This window comes from Pantoea sp. B9002 (assembly GCF_013385945.1).
Classification (GTDB): Bacteria; Pseudomonadota; Gammaproteobacteria; order Enterobacterales; family Enterobacteriaceae; genus Pantoea.
The window spans coordinates 1-25,698 of sequence record NZ_JACAPA010000060.1; the positions used below are offsets into that span (position 1 = coordinate 1).

At 50.5% G+C, this 25,698-nt stretch carries 43 protein-coding genes and 2 pseudogenes; 39 read left to right on the top strand and 6 right to left on the bottom strand.

Annotated features, from left to right (window positions below; genetic code table 11):
• The 34 genes and pseudogenes from tuf to HX773_RS24255 form a co-directional block, all read left to right on the top strand.
• Positions 1-316 (top strand): annotated as a pseudogene (gene tuf / locus HX773_RS24090) (elongation factor Tu); the annotation flags it as partial.
• Positions 317-494: 178 nt separating this feature from the next.
• Positions 495-689 carry a bacterioferritin-associated ferredoxin gene (gene bfd / locus HX773_RS24095; RefSeq protein ID WP_008104746.1) on the top strand — a complete coding sequence of 65 codons (195 nt, stop codon included), beginning with the start codon at positions 495-497 and terminating at the stop codon, positions 687-689.
• A gap of 104 nt (positions 690-793) precedes the next feature.
• Positions 794-1,276, top strand: coding sequence for a bacterioferritin (gene bfr, locus HX773_RS24100; RefSeq protein ID WP_176973623.1), 483 nt, complete (start codon positions 794-796; stop codon positions 1,274-1,276).
• A gap of 320 nt (positions 1,277-1,596) precedes the next feature.
• Positions 1,597-1,908: a 30S ribosomal protein S10 gene (rpsJ, locus tag HX773_RS24105; RefSeq protein WP_006120582.1), complete on the top strand. Its 312-nt coding sequence runs from the start codon at positions 1,597-1,599 to the stop codon at positions 1,906-1,908.
• 32 nt (positions 1,909-1,940) lie between these two features.
• Entirely contained in the window at positions 1,941-2,567 is a 627-nt protein-coding gene (rplC, locus tag HX773_RS24110) for a 50S ribosomal protein L3 (RefSeq protein WP_008104741.1), read from the top strand.
• 10 nt (positions 2,568-2,577) lie between these two features.
• Positions 2,578-3,183: a 50S ribosomal protein L4 gene (rplD, locus tag HX773_RS24115; protein ID WP_064741589.1), complete on the top strand. Its 606-nt coding sequence runs from the start codon at positions 2,578-2,580 to the stop codon at positions 3,181-3,183.
• Positions 3,180-3,482 (top strand): 50S ribosomal protein L23, encoded by a 303-nt coding sequence (gene rplW, locus HX773_RS24120; RefSeq protein WP_007891652.1) that lies wholly within the window; start codon positions 3,180-3,182, stop codon positions 3,480-3,482. The genes rplD and rplW overlap by 4 nt, the downstream gene beginning before the upstream one ends.
• Positions 3,483-3,499: 17 nt before the next feature.
• Positions 3,500-4,321: a 50S ribosomal protein L2 gene (rplB, locus tag HX773_RS24125; RefSeq protein ID WP_007891654.1), complete on the top strand. Its 822-nt coding sequence runs from the start codon at positions 3,500-3,502 to the stop codon at positions 4,319-4,321.
• 16 nt (positions 4,322-4,337) lie between these two features.
• The gene (gene rpsS / locus HX773_RS24130; protein WP_001138115.1) at positions 4,338-4,616 is read left to right on the top strand and encodes a 30S ribosomal protein S19; all 279 of its coding nucleotides are present in this window, start codon (positions 4,338-4,340) and stop codon (positions 4,614-4,616) included.
• A 13-nt stretch (positions 4,617-4,629) separates the two neighbouring features.
• Positions 4,630-4,962 carry a 50S ribosomal protein L22 gene (gene rplV / locus HX773_RS24135; protein WP_007891659.1) on the top strand — a complete coding sequence of 111 codons (333 nt, stop codon included), beginning with the start codon at positions 4,630-4,632 and terminating at the stop codon, positions 4,960-4,962.
• A gap of 17 nt (positions 4,963-4,979) precedes the next feature.
• Entirely contained in the window at positions 4,980-5,678 is a 699-nt protein-coding gene (gene rpsC / locus HX773_RS24140; protein WP_007891660.1) for a 30S ribosomal protein S3, read from the top strand.
• 12 nt (positions 5,679-5,690) lie between these two features.
• Positions 5,691-6,101, top strand: a complete 411-nt coding sequence (gene rplP, locus HX773_RS24145) for a 50S ribosomal protein L16 (protein ID WP_002438716.1) — start codon at positions 5,691-5,693, stop codon at positions 6,099-6,101.
• Positions 6,101-6,289, top strand: a complete 189-nt coding sequence (rpmC, locus tag HX773_RS24150) for a 50S ribosomal protein L29 (protein WP_007891662.1) — start codon at positions 6,101-6,103, stop codon at positions 6,287-6,289. The genes rplP and rpmC overlap by 1 nt, the downstream gene beginning before the upstream one ends.
• Entirely contained in the window at positions 6,289-6,543 is a 255-nt protein-coding gene (rpsQ, locus tag HX773_RS24155; RefSeq protein ID WP_007891663.1) for a 30S ribosomal protein S17, read from the top strand. The genes rpmC and rpsQ overlap by 1 nt, the downstream gene beginning before the upstream one ends.
• A 169-nt stretch (positions 6,544-6,712) precedes the next feature.
• Positions 6,713-7,084: a 50S ribosomal protein L14 gene (gene rplN, locus HX773_RS24160; protein ID WP_006120590.1), complete on the top strand. Its 372-nt coding sequence runs from the start codon at positions 6,713-6,715 to the stop codon at positions 7,082-7,084.
• A gap of 10 nt (positions 7,085-7,094) precedes the next feature.
• Positions 7,095-7,409, top strand: coding sequence for a 50S ribosomal protein L24 (gene rplX, locus HX773_RS24165; RefSeq protein WP_007891664.1), 315 nt, complete (start codon positions 7,095-7,097; stop codon positions 7,407-7,409).
• A 14-nt stretch (positions 7,410-7,423) separates the two neighbouring features.
• Positions 7,424-7,963 (top strand): 50S ribosomal protein L5, encoded by a 540-nt coding sequence (gene rplE / locus HX773_RS24170; protein ID WP_007891665.1) that lies wholly within the window; start codon positions 7,424-7,426, stop codon positions 7,961-7,963.
• Between the two features lie 14 nt (positions 7,964-7,977).
• Positions 7,978-8,283 carry a 30S ribosomal protein S14 gene (gene rpsN / locus HX773_RS24175; RefSeq protein ID WP_007891666.1) on the top strand — a complete coding sequence of 102 codons (306 nt, stop codon included), beginning with the start codon at positions 7,978-7,980 and terminating at the stop codon, positions 8,281-8,283.
• A 32-nt stretch (positions 8,284-8,315) separates the two neighbouring features.
• Positions 8,316-8,708, top strand: a complete 393-nt coding sequence (gene rpsH, locus HX773_RS24180) for a 30S ribosomal protein S8 (protein ID WP_007891668.1) — start codon at positions 8,316-8,318, stop codon at positions 8,706-8,708.
• Between the two features lie 13 nt (positions 8,709-8,721).
• Positions 8,722-9,255, top strand: coding sequence for a 50S ribosomal protein L6 (gene rplF / locus HX773_RS24185; protein ID WP_176973624.1), 534 nt, complete (start codon positions 8,722-8,724; stop codon positions 9,253-9,255).
• Positions 9,256-9,264: 9 nt separating this feature from the next.
• On the top strand, positions 9,265-9,618 hold the full coding sequence (gene rplR / locus HX773_RS24190; RefSeq protein WP_008104733.1) for a 50S ribosomal protein L18: 354 nt from the start codon (positions 9,265-9,267) through the stop codon (positions 9,616-9,618).
• A gap of 14 nt (positions 9,619-9,632) precedes the next feature.
• Entirely contained in the window at positions 9,633-10,133 is a 501-nt protein-coding gene (gene rpsE / locus HX773_RS24195; protein ID WP_007891679.1) for a 30S ribosomal protein S5, read from the top strand.
• Positions 10,134-10,138: 5 nt separating this feature from the next.
• The gene (gene rpmD, locus HX773_RS24200) at positions 10,139-10,318 is read left to right on the top strand and encodes a 50S ribosomal protein L30 (protein WP_007891681.1); all 180 of its coding nucleotides are present in this window, start codon (positions 10,139-10,141) and stop codon (positions 10,316-10,318) included.
• Positions 10,319-10,321: 3 nt separating this feature from the next.
• Positions 10,322-10,756: a 50S ribosomal protein L15 gene (rplO, locus tag HX773_RS24205; RefSeq protein ID WP_007891684.1), complete on the top strand. Its 435-nt coding sequence runs from the start codon at positions 10,322-10,324 to the stop codon at positions 10,754-10,756.
• A 7-nt stretch (positions 10,757-10,763) separates the two neighbouring features.
• Positions 10,764-12,095: a preprotein translocase subunit SecY gene (gene secY / locus HX773_RS24210; RefSeq protein WP_007891686.1), complete on the top strand. Its 1,332-nt coding sequence runs from the start codon at positions 10,764-10,766 to the stop codon at positions 12,093-12,095.
• 32 nt (positions 12,096-12,127) lie between these two features.
• The gene (rpmJ, locus tag HX773_RS24215; RefSeq protein ID WP_004160566.1) at positions 12,128-12,244 is read left to right on the top strand and encodes a 50S ribosomal protein L36; all 117 of its coding nucleotides are present in this window, start codon (positions 12,128-12,130) and stop codon (positions 12,242-12,244) included.
• A gap of 146 nt (positions 12,245-12,390) precedes the next feature.
• Positions 12,391-12,747 carry a 30S ribosomal protein S13 gene (gene rpsM / locus HX773_RS24220; RefSeq protein WP_034830736.1) on the top strand — a complete coding sequence of 119 codons (357 nt, stop codon included), beginning with the start codon at positions 12,391-12,393 and terminating at the stop codon, positions 12,745-12,747.
• 16 nt (positions 12,748-12,763) lie between these two features.
• A complete protein-coding gene (gene rpsK, locus HX773_RS24225) occupies positions 12,764-13,153 on the top strand; it encodes a 30S ribosomal protein S11 (protein WP_004160563.1) in 390 nt (129 codons plus the stop codon).
• Between the two features lie 32 nt (positions 13,154-13,185).
• Positions 13,186-13,806 (top strand): 30S ribosomal protein S4, encoded by a 621-nt coding sequence (rpsD, locus tag HX773_RS24230; protein ID WP_007891687.1) that lies wholly within the window; start codon positions 13,186-13,188, stop codon positions 13,804-13,806.
• A gap of 25 nt (positions 13,807-13,831) precedes the next feature.
• Positions 13,832-14,821 (top strand): DNA-directed RNA polymerase subunit alpha, encoded by a 990-nt coding sequence (rpoA, locus tag HX773_RS24235; protein ID WP_007891688.1) that lies wholly within the window; start codon positions 13,832-13,834, stop codon positions 14,819-14,821.
• 40 nt (positions 14,822-14,861) lie between these two features.
• Positions 14,862-15,248 (top strand): 50S ribosomal protein L17, encoded by a 387-nt coding sequence (rplQ, locus tag HX773_RS24240; RefSeq protein ID WP_008104728.1) that lies wholly within the window; start codon positions 14,862-14,864, stop codon positions 15,246-15,248.
• Positions 15,249-15,360: 112 nt separating this feature from the next.
• A complete protein-coding gene (locus tag HX773_RS24245) occupies positions 15,361-15,732 on the top strand; it encodes a DUF1992 domain-containing protein (RefSeq protein WP_176973625.1) in 372 nt (123 codons plus the stop codon).
• A 1-nt stretch (position 15,733) separates the two neighbouring features.
• Positions 15,734-16,171 carry a Zn(2+)-responsive transcriptional regulator gene (gene zntR, locus HX773_RS24250; RefSeq protein ID WP_176973626.1) on the top strand — a complete coding sequence of 146 codons (438 nt, stop codon included), beginning with the start codon at positions 15,734-15,736 and terminating at the stop codon, positions 16,169-16,171.
• A 50-nt stretch (positions 16,172-16,221) separates the two neighbouring features.
• Positions 16,222-16,413 (top strand): annotated as a pseudogene (locus HX773_RS24255) (alternative ribosome-rescue factor A); the annotation flags it as partial.
• 44 nt (positions 16,414-16,457) lie between these two features.
• Here the strand turns inward: HX773_RS24255 and mscL are convergent.
• From mscL to def, 5 genes are all read right to left on the bottom strand, one after another.
• Positions 16,458-16,871, bottom strand: a complete 414-nt coding sequence (mscL, locus tag HX773_RS24260; protein WP_007891693.1) for a large-conductance mechanosensitive channel protein MscL — start codon at positions 16,869-16,871, stop codon at positions 16,458-16,460.
• Between the two features lie 110 nt (positions 16,872-16,981).
• Positions 16,982-18,358 (bottom strand): Trk system potassium transporter TrkA, encoded by a 1,377-nt coding sequence (gene trkA, locus HX773_RS24265; protein ID WP_007891694.1) that lies wholly within the window; start codon positions 18,356-18,358, stop codon positions 16,982-16,984.
• 31 nt (positions 18,359-18,389) lie between these two features.
• On the bottom strand, positions 18,390-19,676 hold the full coding sequence (rsmB, locus tag HX773_RS24270; protein ID WP_176973628.1) for a 16S rRNA (cytosine(967)-C(5))-methyltransferase RsmB: 1,287 nt from the start codon (positions 19,674-19,676) through the stop codon (positions 18,390-18,392).
• Positions 19,677-19,721: 45 nt separating this feature from the next.
• A complete protein-coding gene (gene fmt / locus HX773_RS24275; RefSeq protein WP_176973629.1) occupies positions 19,722-20,666 on the bottom strand; it encodes a methionyl-tRNA formyltransferase in 945 nt (314 codons plus the stop codon).
• A 21-nt stretch (positions 20,667-20,687) separates the two neighbouring features.
• Entirely contained in the window at positions 20,688-21,200 is a 513-nt protein-coding gene (gene def, locus HX773_RS24280) for a peptide deformylase (RefSeq protein ID WP_008104717.1), read from the bottom strand.
• 115 nt (positions 21,201-21,315) lie between these two features.
• Between def and dprA the strand changes: the two genes are divergently transcribed.
• From dprA to aroE, 5 genes are read left to right on the top strand one after another with little or no spacing between them, the layout of a single operon-like run.
• Entirely contained in the window at positions 21,316-22,440 is a 1,125-nt protein-coding gene (gene dprA / locus HX773_RS24285) for a DNA-protecting protein DprA (protein WP_176973630.1), read from the top strand.
• On the top strand, positions 22,412-22,885 hold the full coding sequence (gene smg, locus HX773_RS24290) for a DUF494 family protein Smg (protein ID WP_007891699.1): 474 nt from the start codon (positions 22,412-22,414) through the stop codon (positions 22,883-22,885). The genes dprA and smg overlap by 29 nt, the downstream gene beginning before the upstream one ends.
• Positions 22,886-22,912: 27 nt before the next feature.
• A complete protein-coding gene (locus HX773_RS24295) occupies positions 22,913-23,458 on the top strand; it encodes a type I DNA topoisomerase (protein WP_176973631.1) in 546 nt (181 codons plus the stop codon).
• 5 nt (positions 23,459-23,463) lie between these two features.
• A complete protein-coding gene (gene tsaC / locus HX773_RS24300; protein WP_176973632.1) occupies positions 23,464-24,039 on the top strand; it encodes an L-threonylcarbamoyladenylate synthase type 1 TsaC in 576 nt (191 codons plus the stop codon).
• Positions 24,040-24,042: 3 nt separating this feature from the next.
• Complete coding sequence (gene aroE / locus HX773_RS24305) at positions 24,043-24,864, top strand: shikimate dehydrogenase (RefSeq protein ID WP_176973633.1); 822 nt, start codon at positions 24,043-24,045, stop codon at positions 24,862-24,864.
• A 9-nt stretch (positions 24,865-24,873) separates the two neighbouring features.
• Here aroE and HX773_RS24310 read toward each other — a convergent pair whose 3' ends face one another.
• Positions 24,874-25,428 carry a gamma carbonic anhydrase family protein gene (locus HX773_RS24310; RefSeq protein ID WP_176973634.1) on the bottom strand — a complete coding sequence of 185 codons (555 nt, stop codon included), beginning with the start codon at positions 25,426-25,428 and terminating at the stop codon, positions 24,874-24,876.
• Between the last annotated feature and the right edge of the window lie 270 nt (positions 25,429-25,698).

Here is a 25,698-nt window from a genome sequence, read left to right on the forward strand (position 1 = left end):
CCAGGTTCTGGCTAAGCCGGCGTCAATCAAGCCGCATACCAAGTTCACTTCAGAAGTTTACGTTCTGTCTAAAGATGAAGGCGGCCGTCATACTCCGTTCTTCAAAGGCTATCGTCCACAGTTCTACTTCCGTACAACTGACGTGACCGGCAACGTTGAGCTGCCAGAAGGCGTAGAGATGGTAATGCCAGGCGACAACGTTCAGATGACCGTTGAGCTGATCCACCCAATCGCGATGGATGAAGGCTTGCGCTTCGCTATCCGTGAAGGCGGCCGTACCGTTGGTGCGGGTGTTGTTGCTACAATTATCGCTTAATTGCGTTAATGTCGGTGGCTGCTAAGGTAGCCACCGCAGCACAATAAAGAGCACTTCGGTGCTCTTTTTTTATGTCTGAATTCTGCCGTTTCGATTAATCCCACATAAAAGCTGCGTTTGAAATAAAAACCATTCTCATTTACAATTTGATCATAAATTGTACGGGAGCCCGCAGTAAATGTACGTCTGCTTGTGTAATGCCGTGAGTGATAAAACTCTCCGCGAAGTGGTTCGCCGCTATCAACCCAAATCGATTCAACAATTGCGCCAGCTGGTTCCCATTGGCAAGCAATGTGGGAAGTGCGTGCGCTTTGCACGGGAAATTATGGAAGATGAGCTGCAAAACGTGCCGCTCTATAAAGAGATAGCCTGACAGATAAATCCTGCACTTCACAATACCCACAATAACTGTCGCGTTTTTTTGACTTCCTTTCATCCGCATCTACGCTCTATTTAGTTGGAAGCGGAGGAAGCAAAATGAAGGGCGACGGTAAAATCATATTTCATCTCAACAAATTGCTGGGGAATGAACTGGTTGCGATTAATCAGTACTTCCTTCATGCGCGTATGTTCAAAAATTGGGGTCTGACCCGGCTCAATGACGTTGAGTATCATGAGTCGATCGATGAAATGAAACATGCGGATAAGTACATCGAACGCATTCTTTTTCTCGAAGGGATTCCTAACCTGCAAGATCTCGGTCGATTACGCATCGGTGAAGACGTGCCGGAAATGCTGCAATCTGACCTGGCATTAGAACTGGAAGGCGCAAAGGATTTGCGTGAAGCGATAGCCTATGCCGACAAGGTTCATGACTACGTCAGCAGAGACATGATGATTGAGATCCTTACGGAAGAGGAAGGGCACATAGATTGGCTGGAAACGGAACTCGATCTGGTGAACAAACTCGGTCTGCAAAATTATCTTCAGTCCCAATTAAAAGATCAGAACGAACATTAGCCTTATGCCCAACAAGCAATGTCACGCAAGCCCGCGCCAGTCAAAACGATTGCCGCGGGTTTTTTTGCTTTGAAGCCAGATTGATGTGGTTAAAAACACAACACGGGTTGCTTCCTGAACTGATTTACGTATAATGCGCGGGCCTGCCGATATTGGTGTGGCGCGATTCGAGCAGAATCGCAGGGGATAGCTGTCTATGTATCGCCTAACAATACTCCCAATTGGGGAGTTATATGCTGAACGATTACACTCCTCCATCAATCGTAATGGATGCGGGTAGTAATTCTTTTCGTTTATAAAATGTTTGGAGCCTTGGTCTCATGTCGAACCAAAGAATCCGTATCCGTCTTAAAGCGTTTGATCATCGCCTGATCGATCAATCAACCGCGGAAATCGTTGAGACTGCCAAGCGCACTGGTGCGCAGGTACGTGGTCCGATCCCGCTGCCAACCCGCAAAGAGCGTTTTACCGTTCTGATCTCTCCGCACGTTAACAAAGACGCGCGTGATCAGTACGAAATCCGCACTCACAAGCGTCTGGTAGACATCGTTGAGCCAACTGAAAAAACCGTTGATGCTCTGATGCGTCTGGACCTGGCTGCCGGTGTTGACGTGCAGATCAGCCTGGGTTAATCAGGTCATCGAGCGATTGAGAGGTTGATACAATGATTGGTTTAGTCGGTAAAAAAGTGGGTATGACCCGCATCTTCACTGAAGATGGCGTTTCAATCCCAGTAACCGTTATCGAAGTTGAAGCAAACCGCGTTACTCAGGTCAAAGGCCTGGACAACGATGGTTACCAAGCTATTCAGGTTACCACCGGTGCTAAAAAAGCAAGCCGTGTGAGCAAGCCTGAAGCAGGTCATTTTGCTAAAGCTGGCGTTGACGCTGGCCGTGGTCTGTGGGAATTCCGCACCGAAGGTGAAGATTTCTCTGTTGGCCAGAGCATCAGTGTTGAAATCTTCGCTGACGTTAAAAAAGTAGACGTTACCGGTACCTCTAAAGGTAAAGGTTTCGCAGGTACCGTTAAGCGCTGGAACTTCCGTACCCAGGACGCTACACACGGTAACTCCTTGTCACACCGCGTTCCGGGTTCTATCGGTCAGAACCAGACTCCGGGCAAAGTGTTCAAAGGCAAGAAAATGGCTGGTCAGCTGGGTAATGAGCGCGTAACCGTTCAGAGCCTGGAAGTAGTACGTGTTGACGCTGAGCGCAACCTGCTGCTGGTCAAAGGTGGCGTCCCGGGTGCAACTGGGTGCGATCTGATTGTTAAACCAGCTGTGAAGGCGTAAGGGGATAGCAATGGAATTAGTACTGAAAGACGCGCAGAGCGCGCTGACTGTTTCCGAAACTACCTTCGGTCGTGATTTCAACGAAGCGCTGGTTCACCAGGTTGTTGTTGCTTATGCCGCTGGTGCTCGTCAGGGTACTCGTGCGCAGAAGACTCGTGCTGAAGTTACTGGTTCAGGCAAAAAGCCTTGGCGCCAGAAAGGTACCGGCCGTGCGCGTGCAGGTTCTGTAAAGAGCCCAATCTGGCGTTCAGGTGGCGTGACCTTCGCTGCACGTCCACAGGACCACAGTCAAAAAGTTAACAAAAAGATGTACCGCGGCGCGCTGAAAAGCATCCTGTCCGAGCTGGTACGTCAGGACCGTCTGATCGTTGTCGAGACGTTCTCTGTAGAAGCGCCTAAAACTAAGCTGCTGGTACAGAAACTGAAAGACATGGCGCTGCAAGATGTGCTGATCATCACCGGTGAACTGGATGAGAATCTGTTCCTGGCTGCGCGTAACCTGTACAAGGTTGACGTGCGTGATGCAGCGGGCATCGACCCAGTTAGCCTGATCGCCTTCGACAAAGTCGTTATGACTGCGGAAGCAGTTAAGCAAGTTGAGGAGATGCTGGCATGATCCGTGAAGAACGTCTGCTGAAAGTAGTGCGTGCACCGCACGTATCAGAAAAAGCATCTACTGCGATGGAAAAAACCAATACCATCGTTCTCAAAGTTGCTAAAGACGCGACCAAAGCAGAGATCGTTGCTGCTGTTGAGAAGCTGTTCGAAGTGGAAGTTAAAGACGTAAACACCCTGGTAGTTAAAGGGAAAGTTAAGCGTCACGGACAGCGTATCGGTCGTCGTAGCGACTGGAAAAAAGCTTACGTCACCCTGAAGGAAGGCCAGAATCTGGACTTCGTCGGCGGCGCTGAGTAAGTCGGAGGAGAAAGACAATGGCAGTTGTTAAATGTAAACCGACATCTCCGGGTCGTCGTCACGTAGTTAAAGTGGTGAACCCAGAGCTGCACAAGGGCAAACCATTTGCCCCGCTGGTAGAAAAAAACAGCAAATCCGGTGGTCGTAACAACAATGGTCGTATCACTACCCGTCATATCGGTGGTGGTCACAAGCAGGCTTACCGTATTGTTGACTTCAAACGCAACAAAGATGGTATTCCAGCAGTTGTTGAGCGTCTTGAGTACGATCCGAACCGTTCTGCGAACATCGCACTGGTTCTGTACAAAGATGGCGAGCGCCGTTACATCCTGGCCCCTAAAGGCCTGAAAGCCGGCGATCAGATTCAATCTGGCGTTGATGCTGCGATTAAAGCAGGTAACACACTGCCGATGCGTAACATCCCGGTGGGTTCTACCGTTCATAACGTAGAAATGAAACCAGGCAAAGGCGGTCAGATTGCTCGCTCAGCTGGTACTTACGTGCAGATCGTTGCGCGTGAAGGTTCCTACGTTACCCTGCGTCTGCGTTCAGGCGAAATGCGCAAAGTTGAATCCGAATGTCGTGCAACTCTCGGCGAAGTCGGCAACTCTGAGCACATGCTGCGCGTACTGGGTAAAGCTGGTGCAACCCGTTGGCGTGGTGTTCGTCCTACCGTTCGCGGTACTGCGATGAACCCAGTCGATCACCCGCACGGTGGTGGTGAAGGTCGTAACTTTGGTAAGCACCCGGTAACTCCGTGGGGCGTTCAGACCAAAGGTAAGAAGACCCGTAGCAACAAGCGTACTGATAAATTTATCGTACGTCGCCGTAGCAAATAATTTTAGAGGATAAGCCATGCCACGTTCTCTCAAGAAAGGTCCTTTTATTGACCTGCACTTGCTGAAGAAGGTAGAGAAAGCGGTGGAAAGCGGTGACAAGAAGCCCCTGCGCACTTGGTCCCGTCGTTCAACGATCTTCCCTAACATGATCGGTTTGACCATCGCTGTCCATAATGGTCGTCAGCACGTTCCTGTCTTTGTTTCCGACGAAATGGTCGGCCACAAACTGGGTGAATTTGCACCGACACGTACTTATCGCGGCCATGCTGCAGATAAGAAAGCCAAGAAGAAATAAGTAGGAGGAAGAGATGGAAACTATTGCTCAACATCGCCATGCTCGTTCTTCTGCTCAGAAGGTTCGCCTGGTGGCAGACCTGATTCGCGGTAAGAAAGTGTCGCAGGCTCTGGATATTCTGACCTACACCAACAAGAAAGCTGCTGTGTTGGTTAAGAAAGTCCTGGAATCTGCCATTGCGAACGCCGAACACAACGATGGCGCTGATATCGACGATCTGAAAGTCGCGAAAATCTTCGTAGACGAAGGCCCAAGCATGAAGCGCATTATGCCGCGTGCGAAAGGTCGTGCAGATCGCATCCTGAAGCGCACCAGCCACATTACTGTGGTTGTGTCCGATCGCTGAGACTCTGGAGACTAGCAATGGGTCAGAAAGTACATCCTAATGGTATTCGCCTGGGTATTGTAAAACCATGGAACTCTACCTGGTTTGCGAACACCAAAGAATTCGCTGACAACCTGGACAGCGATTTTAAAGTCCGTCAGTTCCTGACTAAGGAACTGTCTAAAGCGTCTGTATCTCGTATCGTTATCGAGCGTCCGGCTAAGAGCATCCGTGTGACTATTCACACTGCTCGCCCGGGTATCGTTATCGGTAAGAAAGGTGAAGACGTAGAAAAACTGCGTACGGTCGTCGCGAAAATCGCTGGCGTTCCTGCACAGATCAACATCGCCGAAGTCCGTAAGCCGGAACTGGACGCTAAATTGGTTGCTGATAGCATCACTTCACAGCTGGAGCGTCGTGTGATGTTCCGTCGTGCTATGAAGCGTGCTGTACAGAACGCAATGCGTCTGGGCGCGAAGGGTATTAAAGTCGAAGTCAGCGGCCGTTTGGGCGGTGCCGAGATCGCACGTACCGAATGGTACCGTGAAGGTCGCGTACCGTTGCACACACTGCGTGCAGACATTGACTACAACACCTCTGAAGCGCACACCACTTATGGTGTAATCGGCGTTAAGGTATGGATCTTCAAAGGCGAGATCCTGGGTGGTATGGCTGCTGTTGAACAACCGGAACCGGCTGCTCAACCTAAAAAGCAGCAGCGTAAAGGCCGTAAGTAAGGAGAGTCGCTGATGTTACAACCAAAGCGTACGAAATTCCGTAAAGTGCACAAAGGCCGCAACCGTGGTCTGGCGCAAGGTACGGATGTCAGCTTCGGTACTTTCGGTCTGAAAGCTGTTGGCCGTGGTCGTCTGACTGCTCGTCAGATCGAAGCAGCACGTCGTGCTATGACCCGTGCAGTTAAGCGTCAAGGTAAAATTTGGATCCGTGTATTCCCGGACAAACCAATTACCGAGAAGCCGCTGGAAGTGCGTATGGGTAAAGGTAAGGGCAACGTGGAGTATTGGGTTGCCCTCATTCAACCGGGTAAAGTCCTGTATGAAATGGACGGCGTTCCGGAAGAGCTGGCCCGTGAAGCCTTCAAGCTGGCAGCAGCAAAACTGCCTATCAAAACCACCTTTGTTACTAAGACGGTGATGTAATGAAAGCAAATGAGCTGCGTGAAAAAAGCGTTGAAGAGCTGAACACTGAGCTACTTAACCTGCTGCGTGAGCAGTTTAACCTGCGCATGCAAGCAGCATCCGGCCAACTTCAGCAAACCCATCTGCTGAAAGAAGTGCGCCGTAATGTTGCACGTGTTAAGACTTTACTGACTGAGAAGGCGGCGTAATGACCGATAAAATCCGTACTCTGCAGGGTCGTGTTATTAGTGACAAAATGCAGAAATCTGCAGTTGTTGCTATCGAACGTGTAGTGAAACACCCGATCTACGGTAAATTCATCAAGCGTACGACTAAGCTGCACATCCATGACGAGAACAACGAATGCGGTATTGGTGACGTGGTAGAAATCCGCGAAACTCGTCCGCTGTCTAAGACTAAGTCTTGGACGCTGGTTCGCGTTGTAGAGAAAGCGGTTCTGTAATAGAATCCGTTTCCTCTAAAAAATAAAATGAACGGCTCGTCTGAGCCGTTCATTTTTTCTACCCATGTGCGAGAACCGGTGTTATAATGCCGCGCCCTCAATTATGGGGCTTTTTAACGACCTGAGGTTTGGGTCCCGAAGTAGTAGTTGACATTAGCGGAGCACTAAAATGATCCAAGAACAGACTATGCTGAACGTCGCCGACAACTCCGGTGCACGTCGCGTAATGTGTATCAAGGTTCTGGGTGGCTCGCACCGTCGCTACGCAGGCGTCGGCGATATCATCAAAGTGACCATCAAGGAAGCAATTCCTCGTGGCAAGGTGAAAAAAGGTGATGTCCTGAAAGCGGTAGTGGTGCGCACCAGGAAGGGTGTTCGTCGCCCGGACGGTTCTGTCATTCGCTTCGATGGTAATGCATGCGTTATTTTAAACAATAACAGCGAGCAACCTATCGGTACGCGTATTTTTGGGCCGGTAACTCGTGAACTTCGTACTGAAAAGTTCATGAAAATTATCTCTCTGGCACCAGAAGTACTCTAAGGAGCGAGCAATGGCAGCGAAAATCCGTCGTAACGACGAAGTTATCGTGCTTACCGGCAAAGACAAAGGTAAACGCGGTAAAGTAAAGAACGTCCTGACTTCTGGTAAAGTCATCGTTGAAGGTATCAACCTGGTTAAGAAACATCAGAAGCCGGTTCCGGCCCTGAACCAACCAGGTGGCATCGTTGAGAAAGAAGCGGCTATTCAAGCTTCCAACGTTGCACTCTTCAATGCGGCAACCGGCAAGGCTGACCGTGTAGGCTTTAGATTCGAAGACGGCAAAAAAGTCCGTTTCTTCAAGTCTAATAGCGAAACTATCAAGTAATTTGGAGTAGTACGATGGCGAAACTGCATGATTACTACAAAGACGAAGTAGTCCAGAAACTCATGACAGAGTTCGGCTACAATTCTGTCATGCAAGTCCCTCGGGTCGAGAAGATCACCCTGAACATGGGTGTTGGTGAAGCGATCGCTGACAAGAAACTGCTGGATAACGCAGCAGCTGACCTGGCAGCAATCTCCGGTCAAAAACCGCTGATCACCAAAGCACGCAAATCAGTTGCAGGCTTCAAAATCCGTCAGGGCTATCCGATCGGCTGTAAAGTAACTCTGCGCGGTGAGCGTATGTGGGAGTTCTTTGAGCGTCTGATCACTATTGCTGTACCACGTATTCGTGACTTCCGCGGTTTATCTGCGAAGTCGTTCGACGGTCGTGGTAACTACAGCATGGGCGTTCGTGAGCAGATCATCTTCCCAGAAATCGATTATGACAAAGTCGATCGCGTTCGTGGTTTGGATATTACCATTACCACTACTGCGAAATCTGATGATGAAGGCCGTGCTCTGCTGGCTGCCTTTGAATTCCCATTCCGCAAGTAAGGTAGGGTTACTTAATGGCTAAGCAATCGATGAAAGCACGCGAAGTTAAGCGTGTGAAATTAGCAGACAAGTTCTTCGCCAAGCGCGTAGAACTGAAAGCGATCATTTCTGATGTGAACGCATCCGACGAAGATCGTTGGGATGCCGTTCTCAAGCTGCAGAGTCTGCCGCGTGATTCCAGCCCTTCCCGTCAGCGTAACCGCTGCCGTCAGACAGGTCGTCCGCACGGTTTCTTGCGGAAGTTTGGGTTGAGCCGTATCAAGGTCCGTGAAGCCGCAATGCGCGGTGAAATCCCGGGTCTTAAAAAGGCTAGCTGGTAATTGTCACCATTTGAATCACGGGAGTAACACAGATGAGCATGCAAGATCCGATCGCGGATATGCTGACCCGTATCCGTAACGGTCAGGCCGCGAACAAAGTTGCGGTCTCTATGCCTTCCTCCAAGCTGAAAGTGGCAATTGCCAACGTGCTGAAGGAAGAAGGCTATATTGAAGATTTTAAAATCGAAGGCGATATCAAGTCTGAGCTGGAAGTTACTTTAAAGTATTTCCAGGGCAAGGCTGTGGTAGAGAGCATTCAGCGTGTTAGTCGTCCAGGTCTGCGCATCTATAAGAAAAAAGATGAGCTGCCAAAAGTAATGGCTGGTCTGGGCATCGCTGTAATCTCTACCTCTAAAGGTGTCATGACTGATCGTGCAGCGCGCCAAGCTGGTCTTGGTGGCGAAATTATCTGCTACGTAGCGTAATCGGAGGAATAAAATGTCTCGTGTTGCAAAAGCACCTGTCGTTGTTCCTGCGGGCGTAGAGGTAAAACTCAGCGGTCAGGAAGTTTCGATCAAAGGCAAAAACGGCGAGCTGACTCGTACTATCAACAGTGCTGTAGAAGTTAAGCATGCAGACAACGCCCTGACTTTCGCTCCACGCGAAGGTTTTGCGGATGGTTGGGCACAAGCAGGTACTGCTCGTGCGCTGCTGAACGGCATGGTTATCGGTGTTACCGAAGGCTTCACCAAGAAGCTGCAACTGGTTGGTGTTGGTTATCGTGCAGCTGTTAAAGGCAACTCTGTGAGCTTGGCCCTGGGCTTCTCTCACCCTGTTGACCATGCACTGCCGGCCGGCATCACTGCTGAATGTCCAACTCAGACTGAGATCGTGCTGAAAGGCGCTGATAAACAGCTGATTGGTCAGGTTGCAGCTGATCTGCGCGCCTACCGTCGTCCTGAGCCTTATAAAGGCAAGGGTGTTCGTTACGCCGACGAAGTCGTGCGTACCAAAGAGGCTAAGAAGAAGTAAGGTAACACTATGGATAAGAAATCTGCTCGTATCCGTCGTGCGACCCGTGCACGTCGCAAGCTCAAAGAGCTGGGTGCTACTCGCCTGGTGGTACATCGTACCCCGCGTCATATTTACGCACAGGTGATCGCCCCGAACGGTTCCGAAGTTCTGGTTGCTGCTTCTACTGTAGAAAAAGCTATTGCCGAACAACTGAAGTATACCGGTAACAAAGACGCCGCTGCAGCTGTAGGTAAAGCTCTGGCTGAGCGCGCTGTTGAGAAAGGCATTACCAATGTCTCTTTCGACCGTTCCGGGTTCCAATATCATGGTCGTGTCCAGGCACTGGCAGATGCTGCCCGTGAAGCTGGCCTTCAGTTCTAAGGTAGAGGTCTAAGATGTCAAACATCGAGAAACAAGCTGGCGAACTGCAGGAAAAACTGATCGCGGTAAACCGTGTATCTAAAACTGTAAAAGGTGGTCGTATTTTCTCCTTCACCGCACTGACTGTAGTGGGTGATGGTAACGGCCGCGTTGGTTTTGGTTACGGTAAAGCGCGTGAAGTTCCAGCAGCGATCCAGAAAGCGATGGAGAAAGCCCGTCGCAATATGATTAACGTCGCGCTGACTCACGGCACCCTGCAGCACCCTGTTAAAGGTGCTCACACAGGTTCTCGTGTGTTCATGCAGCCAGCTTCTGAAGGTACCGGTATCATCGCCGGCGGTGCAATGCGCGCCGTTTTAGAAGTTGCTGGAGTACATAACGTTCTGGCTAAAGCGTATGGTTCTACCAACCCGATTAACGTGGTTCGTGCAACTATCGATGGCCTGGGCAATATGAATTCTCCGGAAATGGTCGCTGCCAAGCGTGGTAAATCCGTTGAAGAAATTCTGGGGTAATCACGATGGCTAAGACAATTAAAATTACACAAACCCGCAGTTCAATCGGCCGCCTGCCTAAGCACAAAGCGACTCTGGTTGGCTTGGGTCTGCGTCGCATCAATCACACCGTTGAGCGTGAAGATACGCCTGCTGTACGCGGTATGATTAACGCGATTTCCTACATGCTGAAAGTGGAGGAGTAAGAGATGCGTTTAAACACTCTGTCTCCGGCCGAAGGGTCTAAACACGCTTCTAAGCGTCTGGGTCGTGGTATCGGTTCTGGCCTCGGTAAAACTGGTGGTCGTGGTCACAAAGGTCAGAACTCTCGTTCTGGCGGTGGCGTACGTCGCGGTTTCGAGGGTGGTCAGATGCCTCTGTACCGTCGTCTGCCGAAATTCGGTTTCACCTCTCGCAAAGCAATGATCACGACAGAAGTTCGTCTGTCTGATCTGGCGAAAGTTGAAGGCGGTATTGTTGACCTGAATACGCTGAAAGCGGCCAATATTATCGGTGTTCAGATTGAATTCGCGAAAGTGATTCTTTCTGGTGAAGTTTCTGCACCGGTAACGGTTCGCGGTCTGCGTGTCACCAAAGGTGCTCGTGCTGCAATCGAAGCTGCTGGCGGTAAAATCGAGGAATAAGTAGCAGATGGCAAAGCAACCGGGATTAGATTTTCAAAGTGCCAAAGGTGGCTTTGGTGAACTGAAGCGCAGACTGTTGTTTGTAATCGGTGCACTCATTGTCTTCCGAATTGGCTCTTTTATTCCAATCCCCGGTATCGATGCCACTGTACTTGCCAAACTGCTTGAGCAACAGCGTGGCACCATCATTGAAATGTTCAACATGTTCTCTGGTGGTGCTCTCAGTCGTGCCTCAATCTTCGCGCTGGGTATTATGCCGTATATTTCGGCCTCTATTATTATCCAGCTGCTGACGGTGGTTCATCCAGCGTTAGCTGAGATTAAGAAAGAGGGTGAAGCTGGTCGTCGTAAGATTAGCCAATACACTCGCTACGGCACACTGGTTCTGGCTGTATTCCAGTCGATCGGTATTGCTACCGGTTTACCGAATATGCCTGGAATGCAGGGACTGGTAATGAATCCAGGCTTTGCATTCTACTTTACCGCTGTTGTAAGTCTGGTTACCGGGACAATGTTCCTGATGTGGCTGGGCGAACAGATTACTGAACGAGGTATCGGTAACGGTATCTCGATCATTATCTTCGCAGGTATTGTTGCGGGACTCCCGCCGGCCATTGGCCATACCATCGAGCAAGCGCGGCAAGGTGACCTGCACTTCCTTCTGTTGCTGTTGGTTGCAGTTCTAGTATTTGCAGTGACGTTCTTTGTTATTTTCGTCGAGCGTGGCCAGCGCCGCATTGTGGTCAACTACGCTAAACGTCAGCAAGGTCGTCGTGTATATGCTGCACAGAGCACACATTTACCGTTGAAAGTGAACATGGCGGGCGTAATCCCAGCTATTTTTGCTTCCAGCATTATTCTGTTCCCGGCGACCATAGCATCATGGTTCGGGGGCGGTACCGGTTGGAACTGGCTGACAACAATTTCGCTGTATTTGCAACCAGGACAGCCGCTTTATGTGCTACTCTATGCGACTGCAATCATCTTCTTCTGTTTCTTCTACACGGCGTTGGTCTTCAACCCACGTGAAACAGCAGATAACCTGAAGAAGTCTGGTGCATTCGTACCGGGAATTCGTCCGGGAGAGCAAACGGCGAAGTACATCGATAAAGTAATGACACGTCTGACCTTAATCGGCGCACTGTATATTACTTTTATCTGCCTGATCCCGGAGTTCATGCGTGATGCTATGAAAGTTCCATTCTACTTTGGCGGTACATCGCTGCTCATCGTAGTGGTCGTCATCATGGACTTTATGGCTCAAGTGCAAACTCTGATGATGTCGAGTCAGTACGAGTCTGCATTGAAGAAAGCTAACCTGAAGGGCTACGGCCGTTAATTCGGGTGCTTGAGAAGTTACGGAGAGTAAAAATGAAAGTTCGTGCTTCCGTCAAGAAATTATGTCGTAACTGCAAAATCATTCGTCGCGACGGTGTCGTACGTGTGATCTGCAGCGCCGAGCCAAAGCATAAACAGCGCCAAGGCTGATATTGTCACATATTTTTCTTGCAAAGTCGGGTTGAGCTGGCTAGATTAGCCAGCCAATCTTTTGTATGTCGATGCGTTACCATTTGAGTATCCTGAAAACGGGCTTTTCAGCATGGGACGCATTTGTTTAATTATAGGAGTGCATAGTGGCCCGTATAGCAGGCATTAACATTCCTGATCAAAAACATACCGTTATCGCATTAACTTCGATTTTCGGTATCGGTAAAACTCGTTCTAAAGCCATCTGCGCTTCAACGGGTATTGCTGAAAATGTTAAGATCAGAGAGCTGTCTGAAGAACAAATTGAACAGCTGCGTGAAGCAGTTGGTAAATTCGTTGTTGAAGGTGATCTGCGCCGTGAAATCACCCTGAGCATCAAGCGTCTGATGGACCTTGGTTGCTATCGTGGTTTACGCCATCGTCGTGGTCTGCCAGTTCGCGGTCAGCGTACTAAGACCAATGCACGTACCCGTAAGGGTCCGCGTAAACCGATCAAGAAATAATCGGGGTGAGTAAATAATGGCAAAGGCACCAGTTCGTGCACGTAAGCGTGTAAGAAAACAAGTCTCAGATGGCGTGGCTCATGTCCATGCATCTTTTAACAACACCATCGTTACCATTACTGATCGTCAGGGTAACGCACTGGGTTGGGCAACCGCCGGTGGTTCCGGTTTCCGCGGTTCACGTAAATCTACTCCGTTTGCTGCTCAGGTAGCTGCAGAGCGCTGTGCAGAAGCAGTGAAAGATTACGGTATTAAGAATCTGGAAGTTATGGTTAAGGGTCCGGGTCCAGGTCGCGAATCAACAATTCGTGCTCTGAACGCTGCTGGTTTCCGCATCACTAATATTACTGATGTGACTCCAATCCCTCACAACGGTTGTCGTCCGCCGAAAAAACGTCGCGTTTAATCGCCCGTTTTTAGGTTAGTTGGAGAAAGAAAATGGCAAGATATTTGGGTCCTAAGCTCAAGCTGAGCCGTCGTGAGGGTACCGACTTATTCCTTAAGTCTGGCGTTCGCGCGATCGATACCAAGTGCAAAATTGAACAACCACCTGGTCAGCATGGTGCGCGTAAACCGCGTCTGTCTGACTACGGCGGCCAGTTGCGTGAAAAGCAGAAAGTTCGTCGTATGTACGGCGTGCTGGAGCGTCAGTTCCGCAACTACTATAAAGAAGCAGCACGTCTGAAAGGCAACACAGGTGAAAACCTGCTGGCCCTGCTGGAAGGTCGTCTGGATAACGTTGTTTACCGTATGGGCTTTGGCGCCACTCGTGCAGAAGCACGTCAGCTGGTTAGCCATAAATCTATCCTGGTGAACGGTCGCGTTGTTAACATCGCTTCTTATCAGGTATCTCCGAATGATGTCGTAAGCATCCGTGAGAAAGCCAAACAGCAATCTCGCGTGAAGGCCGCTCTGGAGCTGGCTGAGCAGCGTGAAAAGCCAACCTGGCTGGAAGTTGATGCTACTAAGATGGAAGGTGTGTTCAAGCGTATTCCTGAACGTACTGATCTGTCTGCGGACATTAACGAACACCTGATCGTCGAGCTTTACTCTAAGTAAAGCTTAGTACCAAAGAGAGGACACAATGCAGGGTTCTGTGACAGAGTTTCTAAAACCGCGCCTGGTAGATATCGAGCAAGTGAGTTCGACGCACGCCAAGGTGACCCTTGAGCCGTTAGAGCGTGGCTTTGGCCATACTCTTGGTAACGCACTGCGCCGTATTCTGCTTTCTTCCATGCCGGGTTGCGCGGTGACCGAGGTTGAGATTGATGGTGTGCTTCATGAGTACTCCACCAAAGAGGGCGTACAGGAAGATATCCTGGAAATCCTGCTTAACCTGAAAGGGTTGGCGGTAAGAGTTCAAGGTAAAGATGAAGTCATCCTTACTCTGAATAAATCTGGCATTGGCCCTGTGACTGCAGCCGACATCACCCACGACGGTGATGTTGAAATCGTCAAGCCGCAGCATGTGATCTGCCACCTGACCGATGAAAACGCATCTATTAGCATGCGTATCAAAGTTCAGCGTGGTCGTGGTTATGTGCCGGCTTCTGCCCGAATTCATTCGGAAGAAGATGAGCGCCCAATCGGCCGTCTGTTGGTTGACGCTTGCTACAGCCCTGTAGACCGTATTGCCTACAATGTTGAAGCAGCGCGTGTAGAACAGCGTACCGACCTGGACAAGCTGGTCATCGAAATGGAAACCAACGGCACAATCGATCCTGAAGAGGCGATTCGTCGTGCGGCAACCATCCTGGCAGAACAACTGGAAGCTTTCGTTGACTTACGTGATGTACGTCAGCCGGAAGTGAAAGAAGAGAAACCAGAATTCGATCCGATCCTGCTGCGCCCTGTTGACGATCTGGAATTGACTGTCCGCTCTGCTAACTGCCTCAAGGCAGAAGCTATCCACTACATCGGTGATCTGGTACAGCGTACCGAGGTTGAGCTGCTCAAAACGCCTAACCTGGGTAAAAAATCTCTTACCGAGATTAAAGATGTGCTTGCTTCACGTGGTTTGTCACTGGGCATGCGCCTGGAAAACTGGCCACCAGCAAGCATTGCTGATGAATAACCCGATCACAGGTTAAGGTTTCACTGAGAAGGATAAGGTCATGCGCCATCGTAAGAGTGGTCGTCAACTGAACCGCAACAGCAGCCATCGTCAGGCTATGTTCCGCAACATGGCTGGTTCTCTGGTTCGTCATGAGATCATTAAGACGACTCTGCCGAAAGCCAAAGAGCTGCGCCGCGTAGTTGAGCCGCTGATTACTCTTGCCAAGACCGACAGCGTAGCTAATCGTCGTCTGGCATTCGCCCGCACTCGTGATAACGAGATCGTGGCAAAACTGTTTAACGAGCTGGGCCCGCGTTTCGCGAGCCGTGCCGGTGGTTACACTCGCATTTTGAAGTGTGGCTTCCGTGCTGGTGACAACGCTCCGATGGCTTACATCGAGCTGGTTGATCGTCCAGAAGCTCAAGCAGAAGCTACTGCAGAGTAATTTGCAGTATCGTAGAAAACCCGCTTCGGCGGGTTTTTTATTGTCCGTAATTCCTTTCCATTTACTCCCCTTTCGCTATGCTGATGGCTGATACACCCATCAGGAATACCTTATGTGGCTAATTGATCAACTTGTAGAGCAACATATCCGTGAAGCTCAGGAAAAGGGTGAACTGAGTAATTTGCCCGGCGAAGGTGCACCTTTACAACTAGATGATGACAGCGGGGTGCCGGTTGAATTGCGTACGGCATATCGTCTGTTGAAAAACACTGGTTACCTACCTCCTGAACTTGAAATGCGTCGTGAAGCATTGGCGCTAAACGATCTGCTACACAAACTGGATCCTGACGATGGCAAGGCGCGAGAATTATCGAAACGCTTAGCGCTTTTAGAAATAAAACTCCAGCAAGCCGGAATCCGTACCGAATTTTTGCGCGGCGATTATAGCGATACCATCCATCATCATTTTCAGCGGGAGAAATAGCATGTACCGGATTGGCCAGCTGGCAAAAATGGCGGATGTGACGCCAGACACCATCCGCTTTTATGAAAAACAGCAGATGATGAATCATGAAGTACGGACTGAGGGCGGCTTTCGCCTTTATAGCCACGATGATTTACAGCGGCTGCGTTTTATTCGCTATGGTCGCCAACTTGGCTTCAGCTTAGAGTCAATTCGTGGATTATTGTCGATCCGCATCGATCCTGAACATCATACTTGCCAGGAATCCAAAGCCATTGTGGCGAAACGATTGGATGAAGTGAATGGCATGATCGCTGAACTACAGACGATCCAGCGTTCATTGCACCGTTTGGCTGAAACCTGCTGCGGCGACGTACATAGCAGCGCCTGTTGTTCAATACTTGAAGCTCTGGAAAAAGGTGAAGAGCCGCAGCCTGAAATTTGTTGTAGCAAGGATTGAATTTTGCGCTGGAAGTAATATAGTTGCGCCGTTAATAACCGGAGGACGAGATGACTCGCTATCAGCACCAAAAAGGTAAAATCAACGATAATGCACTTGAAGCATTATTACATGATCCACTGTTTAGGCAGCGCGTTGAGAAGAATCAGAAAGGAAAAGGCAGTTATCAACGTAAAGACAAACATGGCAAAGGACGTAACTGGGAGGCCAGTGATAAGCAGAAAAGTTTATCACTGGCCTTCTTCTTTAAAGACAAAAAAGCCGCCTTATTTGGGCGGCTTTTTCATCATAATTTATCGTGATTTTGTTGCTTTAACAGGTCACGGATTTCAGTGAGCAGTAACTCTTCATTGGTCGGCTTAGGTGCCGCTTTCTCAACTTCTTTTTTCTGATACAGCTTGTTCATTACTTTAATTGCCAGGAAGATCGCAAAGGCAACAATAACGAAATCGAACACGGTCTGAATAAAGTTACCGTACTCCATTACTACAGCAGGAATATCACCTTCTGCCGGCTTTAATATCCATTTGAACTGTTTGAAATCGACGCCACCAATCAGCAAGCCGAGTGGCGGCATGATGATATTGGCGACCAGTGAAGAAACAATCTTACCAAAAGCGGCACCGATGATGACACCGACCGCCAGATCAACCACGTTCCCACGCATTGCAAAATCACGAAACTCTTTGAATAAACTCATTGTTATCTCCTTGCCTTGGCCAATGGCTAAAGTCTAACAAACCTTTGTGCAATTGCCATTAGAACAATGGATTAAGCAAAATTTTCACGGCGGGCTTTCGCCTGCAGCTTTTACAGGAAGAATGGACTTGGCTGGAACAGACGCTCAACATCGGGCACAAACTTCTTATCCGTCAGGAACATAATTACGTGATCGCCTTGTTCGACGCGCACATTATCATTGGCGATGATCACTTCATCACCGCGCACCACCGCACCAATAATGGTTCCCGGCGGCAGCTTAATATCTTCTATCAAACGCCCAACCACGCGTGAGGTGGTTTCATCGCCGTGTGCGATAGCTTCGATCGCTTCTGCAATACCGCGACGCAGTGAGGAAACGCCTACAATATCGGCTTTACGAACGTGGCTCAGCAGCGCCGAGATTGTGGCTTGTTGTGGCGAGATCGCAATGTCGATCACACTACCTTGAACAAGATCGACGTAGGCGCGGCGCTGGATCAGCACCATCACTTTTTTCGCGCCCATTTTCTTGGCCAGCATGGCCGACATGATATTGGCTTCATCATCGTTGGTGACCGCGATAAAGAGATCCACCTGATCGACATGCTCTTCGGCCAGCAATTCCTGATCCGAGGCGTCACCGTAAAACACGATGGTATCGTGCAAACGTTCTGCTAGTTCTGCCGCGCGCTGTTGATTACGTTCAATCAACTTCACGCTGTACTGTTTTTCCAGGCGCTGCGCCAATCCAAAGCCGATATTGCCGCCGCCAACCAACATGATGCGCTTATACGGTTTTTCAAGACGCTGCATTTCACTCATCACCGCGCGAATATGCTGGCTCGCGGCAATAAAGAACACTTCATCCCCGGCTTCCACGATCGTAGAACCCTGAGGACGAATTGGACGATCCTGACGAAAAATCGCGGCGACTCGCGTATCAATATGCGGCATATGTTCACGCATGATCGACAAAGGATTTCCGACCAGCGGACCGCCATAATAGGCTTTAACCACTGCGAGGCTCACTTTGCCTTCGGCAAAATTCACCACCTGAAGTGCGCCAGGATACTGAATCAGGCGGTAGATATTGTCGATCACCAACTGCTCAGGAGAGATCAGATGATCAATTGGTACGGCTTCAGGTACAAACAGCTTCTCAGCATCGCGTAAATATTCAGCGGCGCGAATACGCGCGATGCGATTGGGCGTATTGAAAAGGGAATACGCAATCTGACAAGCCACCATGTTGGTTTCATCGGAGTTGGTTACCGCCACCAACATATCAGCATCTTCAGCACCGGCTTCACGCAAAATACGCGGATGGGATCCGTGACCATGCACTACGCGCAGATCAAATTTGTCCTGCAACACGCGTAAACGCGTCGCATCGCTGTCGACGACGGTAATATCGTTATTTTCCCCGACCAGATTTTCTGCCAGGGTTCCGCCGACCTGGCCGGCGCCGAGGATAATGATTTTCATGGCTTAGATGCTCTTGTCAGCGTGCGCAGCACTATTTTTTCATCAGCTTAGCGTAGAAGAAGCCGTCGCCGCCATCGATGGTCGGGAAAACCTGCCAGCCATTGGCTTGGCCCTGTGGCAACGTCTCGGCCACGGCGTCGCTGTGCGCTGCCAAAAAGGCGCTGATTTGATTGTGGTTCTCTTCCGGCAATATTGAGCAGGTGGCATAAATCATCGTGCCGCCAGATTTCAAACGCGGCCAGACGGCCTCAAGAATTTCACGCTGCAGGTTCGCCAGCTCGGGAATATCACGATCGCGACGTAGCCACTTGATGTCTGGATGGCGGCGAATAACGCCCGTGGCAGAGCAGGGCGCATCGAGCAGGATGCGATCGAACTGCATATCGCCACACCAATCTGCCGGTGTGCGTCCATCGCCCTGACGCACTTCAGCCTGCATACCCAGGCGCTGTAAGTTCTCATGCACACGGAGCAGGCGTTGCGGGTCAACATCGACGGCTAAAACTATGGCCTGCGGCGCGATTTCGAGGATATGCGTAGTTTTACCACCCGGAGCAGCACAGAGATCGAGAATAGATTCACCCTCTTTTGGCTCAAGCAGCAGTGCGCAACGTTGTGCTGAAAGATCCTGCACCGTCACCCAACCTTGATCGAAACCCGGCAGCTGGCTGACTGGAGCGGGTGATTCCAGACGCAATGCATCTTGTGCATCGCCAGGAAAAGCAACTTTCTCTTCTGCCTGCAATAGCGCCAGCCAGGCATCACGATTGTGATGCTGGCGATTAACGCGCAGCCACATCGGCGGTCGCTGATTGTTAGCTTCAACAATCTGTTGCCACTGTTCTGGCCATGCAGCTTGCAGACGCTTCAGCAACCAGCCTGGATGCCAGTAACGTTGCGAGCCCTGATCGACTTCGGCTAACAGCGCTTCTTGCTGGCGCAGGAACTGGCGCAACACGCCGTTTAACAGGCCTTTCAAAGCCGTGCGCTTCAGGACTTCAGCACCCGCCACGGTTTCTGCCAGCGCCGCATGGGCCGGCACGCGGGTATAAAGCAGCTGATAAAGGCCAACCATCAACAGATAATGCAACACTCGCTGCTTACCGGTTAAGGTGCGTTCCATCAGTTTGCCGATTAAGGCTTCCAGCTGCGGCAGCGTGCGCATCACGCCAAAACAGAGTTCTTGCAGCAGCGCGCCATCTTTATCGGATAGGGTCTTTTGCGCGCCCGGCAAAATGGCACTTAGCGATTCGCCTTTGTCCACAACGCGTTCAATGAGTTGCGCGGCCAGGCTGCGCAAGTTGGTAGCTTTTTTCATGTTATTTCATCAAACAAAAAGCCCGGTCAAACCGGGCTTGGAGGATCAGGCCAGAACGGTTCCAGGTACGAACCATTCGCGGCGCGAATTGAGCAGGTCCTGAGCGGACATGGCTTTTTTACCGGCAGGTTGCAGCGATACCAGATTCAGCACACCATCGGCCGTTGCGATCTGAATGCCTTGTTTATCAGCATGGACGATTTCACCGGGTTGCTTGTTCTGATGCGGCAAAACCGATGCCTGCCAGACTTTTACCGGTTGCTCTTCAATCATGAAATAGCTCATTGGCCATGGATTGAAGGCACGAATACAACGTTCCAACTGCGCTGCTGATAGTGACCAATCGAGACGCGCCTCTTCTTTACTCAGTTTCTCGGCATAAGAGACCAGCGCTTCATCCTGAACTTCTGGCCTGGCATTACCGCTTGCCAGCAGATCCAGCGTTAACAGCATGCCTTGCGGACCGAGTTGCGCCAGCTTCTCATACAGCGACGCGCTGGTGTCTTCAGCCGTAATCGGGCAGGAGAGTTTATGCAGCATATCGCCGGTATCGAGGCCAACATCCATCTGCATAATGGTGACACCGGTTTCGGTATCGCCGGCCCAGAGAGAGCGCTGGATGGGTGCAGCACCGCGCCAGCGTGGCAGCAGCGAACCATGCACATTGATGCAACCCAGGCGCGGCATCGCCAGCACGGCTTTCGGCAGGATCAAGCCATAAGCGACCACCACCATGATATCGGCCTGCAGATCGGCAACCAGATGCTGGTTCTCTTCAGGCTTCAGGGATTTCGGCTGAAATACGGGAATATCGTGCGCCTGTGCCAGGACTTTGACCGGGCTTGGCGTAAGCTTATTACCGCGTCCGGCTGGACGATCGGGCTGGGTAAAGACGCCAACAACCTGATGCTCAGAAGCAAGCAGCGCGTCTAAATGACGCGCTGCAAAGTCAGGTGTACCGGCAAAGATAATTTTGAGCGATGCAGACACAGTTTAACCTTCTATTAGCACTTAATCTTCGCGTGCGTTTAGGCGGGCCAATTTTTCCAGTTTCTGTTTGATACGCTGACGTTTCAGTGGCGACAGATAATCAATGAAAAGTTTGCCATCGAGATGATCGATTTCATGCTGGATACAAATCGCCAGCAGACCGTCGGTTTCCAGCTCAAAGCTTTTGCCGTCACGATCCTGCGCACGCACTTTGACCCACTCTGCGCGCGGCACAAAAGCACGTTGCTCAGGAATGGAAAGGCAGCCTTCTTCAATACCGGTTTCACCGCTTTTTTCCAGCAGTTCCGGATTGATCAGCACCAAACGCTCGTCACGGTTTTCAGAGACATCAATAACAATGATGCGCTGATGAATATCGACCTGAGTTGCCGCTAAGCCAATGCCTTCTTCGGCGTACATGGTTTCAAACATGTCGTCGACAATACGCTGAACGTCTGCGTTTACGGTTGCCACCGGCGCAGCGATTTTGCGAAGGCGATCATCAGGGAAATGTAATACCTGCAAAACTGACATAAATATCCAGATCTGTATGCGTTAAAGAAAAGATTACTGCCTCATATTGTAGACTTTTTGATGCCTGATTGACAGCATTGCACCGCATGATAGCGCGGCTGACAGGGAGTGCAGCATGGAGAGAATTGAATGGATGCTCAGGCTGGCAAATGTGAAAGGCTTAAGCGGTCGGCTTGTCAGACATTTAGCTGAGGTATTGCAGAATAATGCTCAGGTTGATGACGATCTGTTACTGGATCAGGGATTAAACGAAACCCAGCGACAACAGTTTAAGGTGCTATGCCCGCGCCAGTTAGAGCGAACGCATCTGTGGCTGGAGGATGAACAGCATCATTTAGTTGCCTGTATCGATGAACACTATCCTTCGGCGTTAGCGGAAATCAGTCGACGTCCCTCATTGCTGTATGTCGCGGGAAGTTTGGATATCTTGCAGACGCCCCAGCTCGGTGTCGTGGGCAGTCGTCATTGCACGCATTATGGTAAGCAATGGGGAAGTTGGTTTACGCAGCAATTAGCGTTGAGTGGATTGACCATCACCAGCGGCCTGGCACGCGGAATTGATGGCGTGGCGCATCGGGCCGCGTTAGAAGTGCAGGGCAAAACCGTGGCAGTGTTAGGCAGCGGCCTGCAGCATATTTACCCTAAAAGTCATCAGGCGTTAGCACGCGAGATCATCACTGGCGGTGGCGCACTGATCTCGGAATTCCCCCTTGATACGGCACCGCATGCGATTAACTTTCCGCGCCGTAATCGCATCATCAGTGGTTTAAGTCTTGGCGTGTTGGTGGTTGAAGCCACGTTAAAAAGCGGTTCGCTGGTGACGGCACGCTACGCTTTGGAACAAAATCGTAACGTTTATGCGTTACCCGGCGCGCTAGGCAATCCGGGTAGTGAAGGAACGCACTGGCTTATCCAGCAAGGCGCACTGCTGGTGGCGCATCCCAACAATATCCTTGAAGATTTACATTCAACGCTGCAATGGTTACCTGATAGCAGTTCAGAAACAATATATTCACAACACAGTGACGATGTGCCATTGCCATTTGCAACTGTGTTGGCTAACGTAGGTGATGAGGTTACACCTGTTGACGTCGTCGCTGAACGTGCCGGCCAACCTGTGCCAGTTATCGCAGCTCACCTGCTGGAGCTGGAGTTAGCAGGATGGATCGCAGCTGTACCCGGCGGCTATGTCCGATTGAGGAGGGCATGCCATGTTCGACGTACTTATGTACTTGTTTGAGACGTATATCCACAACGAAGCTGAAATGCGCGTTGATCAGGATAAATTGACCGATGATTTAACCGATGCCGGTTTTCATCGTGAAGATATCTACAATGCGTTGAATTGGCTTGAACGGTTAGCGGATTATCAGGAAGGCTTGGTTGCGCCTGTACTCATGGCAAACGATCCGCTCTCAATGCGAATCTATACCGAAGAGGAAAACCAGCGCTTAGATGCAGAATGTCGCGGTTTTATTTTGTTCCTGGAACAGGTCCAGGTGCTGAATATGGAAACACGCGAGATGGTCATCGAACGTGTAATGGCCCTTGATACCCTCGAATTCGATCTTGAAGATCTCAAATGGGTGGTGTTGATGGTGCTGTTTAACATCCCAGGATGTGAAAACGCCTATCAGCAAATGGAAGAACTGTTATTCGACGTCAATGAAGGTATGCTGCATTAATAATCTGCGATTGATGCAACCGGTATTATGAGTAAATCAGCACTATTCTCCGTGCCTAAACACGATCCCTGCCCCGCTTGCGGGGCAGAATTAGTTATACGTTCCGGCAAACACGGCCCTTTTCTGGGGTGTGTAAATTATCCAACCTGCGATTACATTCGCCCGCTGAAAAGTCAGGGAGATGGGCACGTCGTTAAAGTGCTGGAAGGCCATGCGTGCCCTCAGTGTGGCGCAGATAAAGTTCTGCGTCAGGGGCGATTTGGCATGTTCGTGGGTTGCAGTCATTATCCGGAATGTGATTACACCGAAACCATCGACAAGCCTGATGAAACAGCTATCGCCTGTCCGCAATGTCAGAGCGGTAAACTGGTACAGCGGCGCTCGCGCTATGGCAAAACCTTCTACTCTTGCGATCGCTATCCAGATTGCCAGTTTGTCCTTAACGCAGCGCCGGTTGAAGGCGTTTGCCCGCATTGCCAGTTCCCTTTATTAATAGAGAAGAAAACCGCACAAGGCATGAAGCGCTTCTGCGCCAGCAAACGCTGCGGTAAGCCCATCGTCCAGGACGAATAATTATCATGAAGCCAAGTCAGTATTCAGCGGGTAGTCTCGATTTTTGCATTGAGAAGCTACAGCAACAGGAAGTTATCGCCTATCCAACCGAAGCCGTATTTGGATTGGGCTGCGATCCCGACAGCGAAGAGGCCGTAATGGCACTTTTGGCGCTCAAGCAGCGTCCAGTTGAGAAGGGACTCATTTTGATTGCAGCCGATTACGCGCAGCTGGAACCTTATATCGCCGATCGTGAACTCTCGGTGCTGCAGCGCGAGCGTATGTTTGCTAGTTGGCCTGGCCCGGTTACCTATGTGGTGCCCGCCTCGCCACATACGCCGCGTTGGTTAACCGGGCGTTTTGACTCACTGGCTATTCGCGTTAGCGATCATCCGGACGTACAGGCTTTGTGTCGCGGTTTTGGTAAACCTCTGGTTTCGACCAGCGCCAATCTTTCCGGTGAACCGCCTTGTCGTAATGCGGAAGAGGTTGCTAAGCAATTTGGTCCGCAGTTCCCGGTCTTGCATGCTGAAACGGGTGGGCGACTGAATCCTTCTGAAATCCGCGACGTTATTAGCGGTGAACTTATTCGTCAGGGCTAACTCATGGAAAATTTTGCCGTTTTTGGTCACCCGATTGCGCACAGCAAATCTCCTTTCATTCATAGCCTCTTCGCTGAGCAAACCGGCATTGAGCATCAATATGGCAAGGAGTGCGCGCCACTTGAGGGTTTTCCTCAGTCGATCGCGGACTTCTTTGCGCATGGCGGTAAAGGAGCCAATGTCACGCTGCCTTTCAAAGAGCAGGCGTGGGAATTTGCCGATGAGCTCAGCGAGCGTGCGGCATTGTCCGGTGCGGTTAATACGTTAAAGAAAGATGCACAGGGCAAGATCTTCGGCGATAACACCGATGGAATCGGCTTGCTCAGCGATTTGGAACGACTGCAGATGATCCATCCAGGCGATCGAGTTCTGCTGGTGGGCGCCGGTGGTGCTGCGCGTGGCGTGATCCTGCCACTGCTTTCATTCGGATGTTCACTGGTGGTGGTGAATCGCACCGTGGCGCGCGCCGAGCAGTTGGCAGAGATTTTCCAGCACAGCGGGGATATTAAAGCGGCCAGCTTTGAGCAATTAGCGGATCAGCAATTTAATCTGATCATTAATGCGACCTCAAGCGGTGTTGATGGCAAAGTTCCGGCGTTGGCCACATCGCTAATTCATGCGCAAACGCGGTGCTACGACATGTTTTATCAACCAGGTTTGACGCCATTCTTGCTGTGGTGCCAGCAGCAGGGCGCGCAGCAGCTGGCGGATGGCGTTGGTATGTTAGTGGGTCAAGCCGCTCACGCTTTCCATTTATGGCATGGCGTGATGCCAGAGATCACGCCAGTGATTGCCAAACTAAAGCAGTCGATGCAGCAGGGATAAGGTTGGCGATCAGGGATGAGGTTGGCTTTCCTGATCGAGATATTCATTCTTCCAACCAACATAGTTGTTAGATGAGTAAAGCAGCCCGGCGATTTCCGCTTCACTGAGTGGGCGGACCTGCTTCACCGGGCTGCCTAAATACAGGTAGCCACTCTCCAGTCGTTTACCTGGCGGCACCAAACTGCCAGCGCCAATCATCACATCATCTTCAACGACCACGCCGTCCAGCAGAATGGATCCCATACCAACCAGTACGCGATTGCCGATAGTACAGCCGTGCAGCATCGCTTTATGCCCTACCGTGACATCTTCGCCAACAATCAGCGGATAACCTTCCGGATTGCTGGTGGACTTGTGAGTGACGTGCAGAACGCTGCCATCCTGAATATTGCTTCTTTTACCTATCACCACTTTATTGACGTCACCGCGAATCGCAACCAGCGGCCAGATGCTTACGTCATCGGCGAGTTGTACTTCACCCACCACCACGCTGCTGCTATCGATCATCACGCGATCGCCTTGTTGCGGAAAATGGTTCTTATAAGGTCGTAGGGCTATAGACATGATCTTCTCCTTTACGTTTTTACCCAAGCCTGCGGCTTAAAAGGCGGATAAACAAGATGATTTTTGAGCGGATCGCTCGCGATCGCAGCGAAAAGAGTGAAAACTCGCCAGTCGATTAAAAAGATCGAAAAAAGGGGTTGTGCAAAAAATTCGGATCCCTATAATGCGCCACCACTGAGACGGCAAAGCGGCAACGCGGACGGCTCAGCAGGGAGTGAAGAAATTCATCCCGCCGGATGAAAACGCTGAAAAAAAGTGTTTGACTCCGAA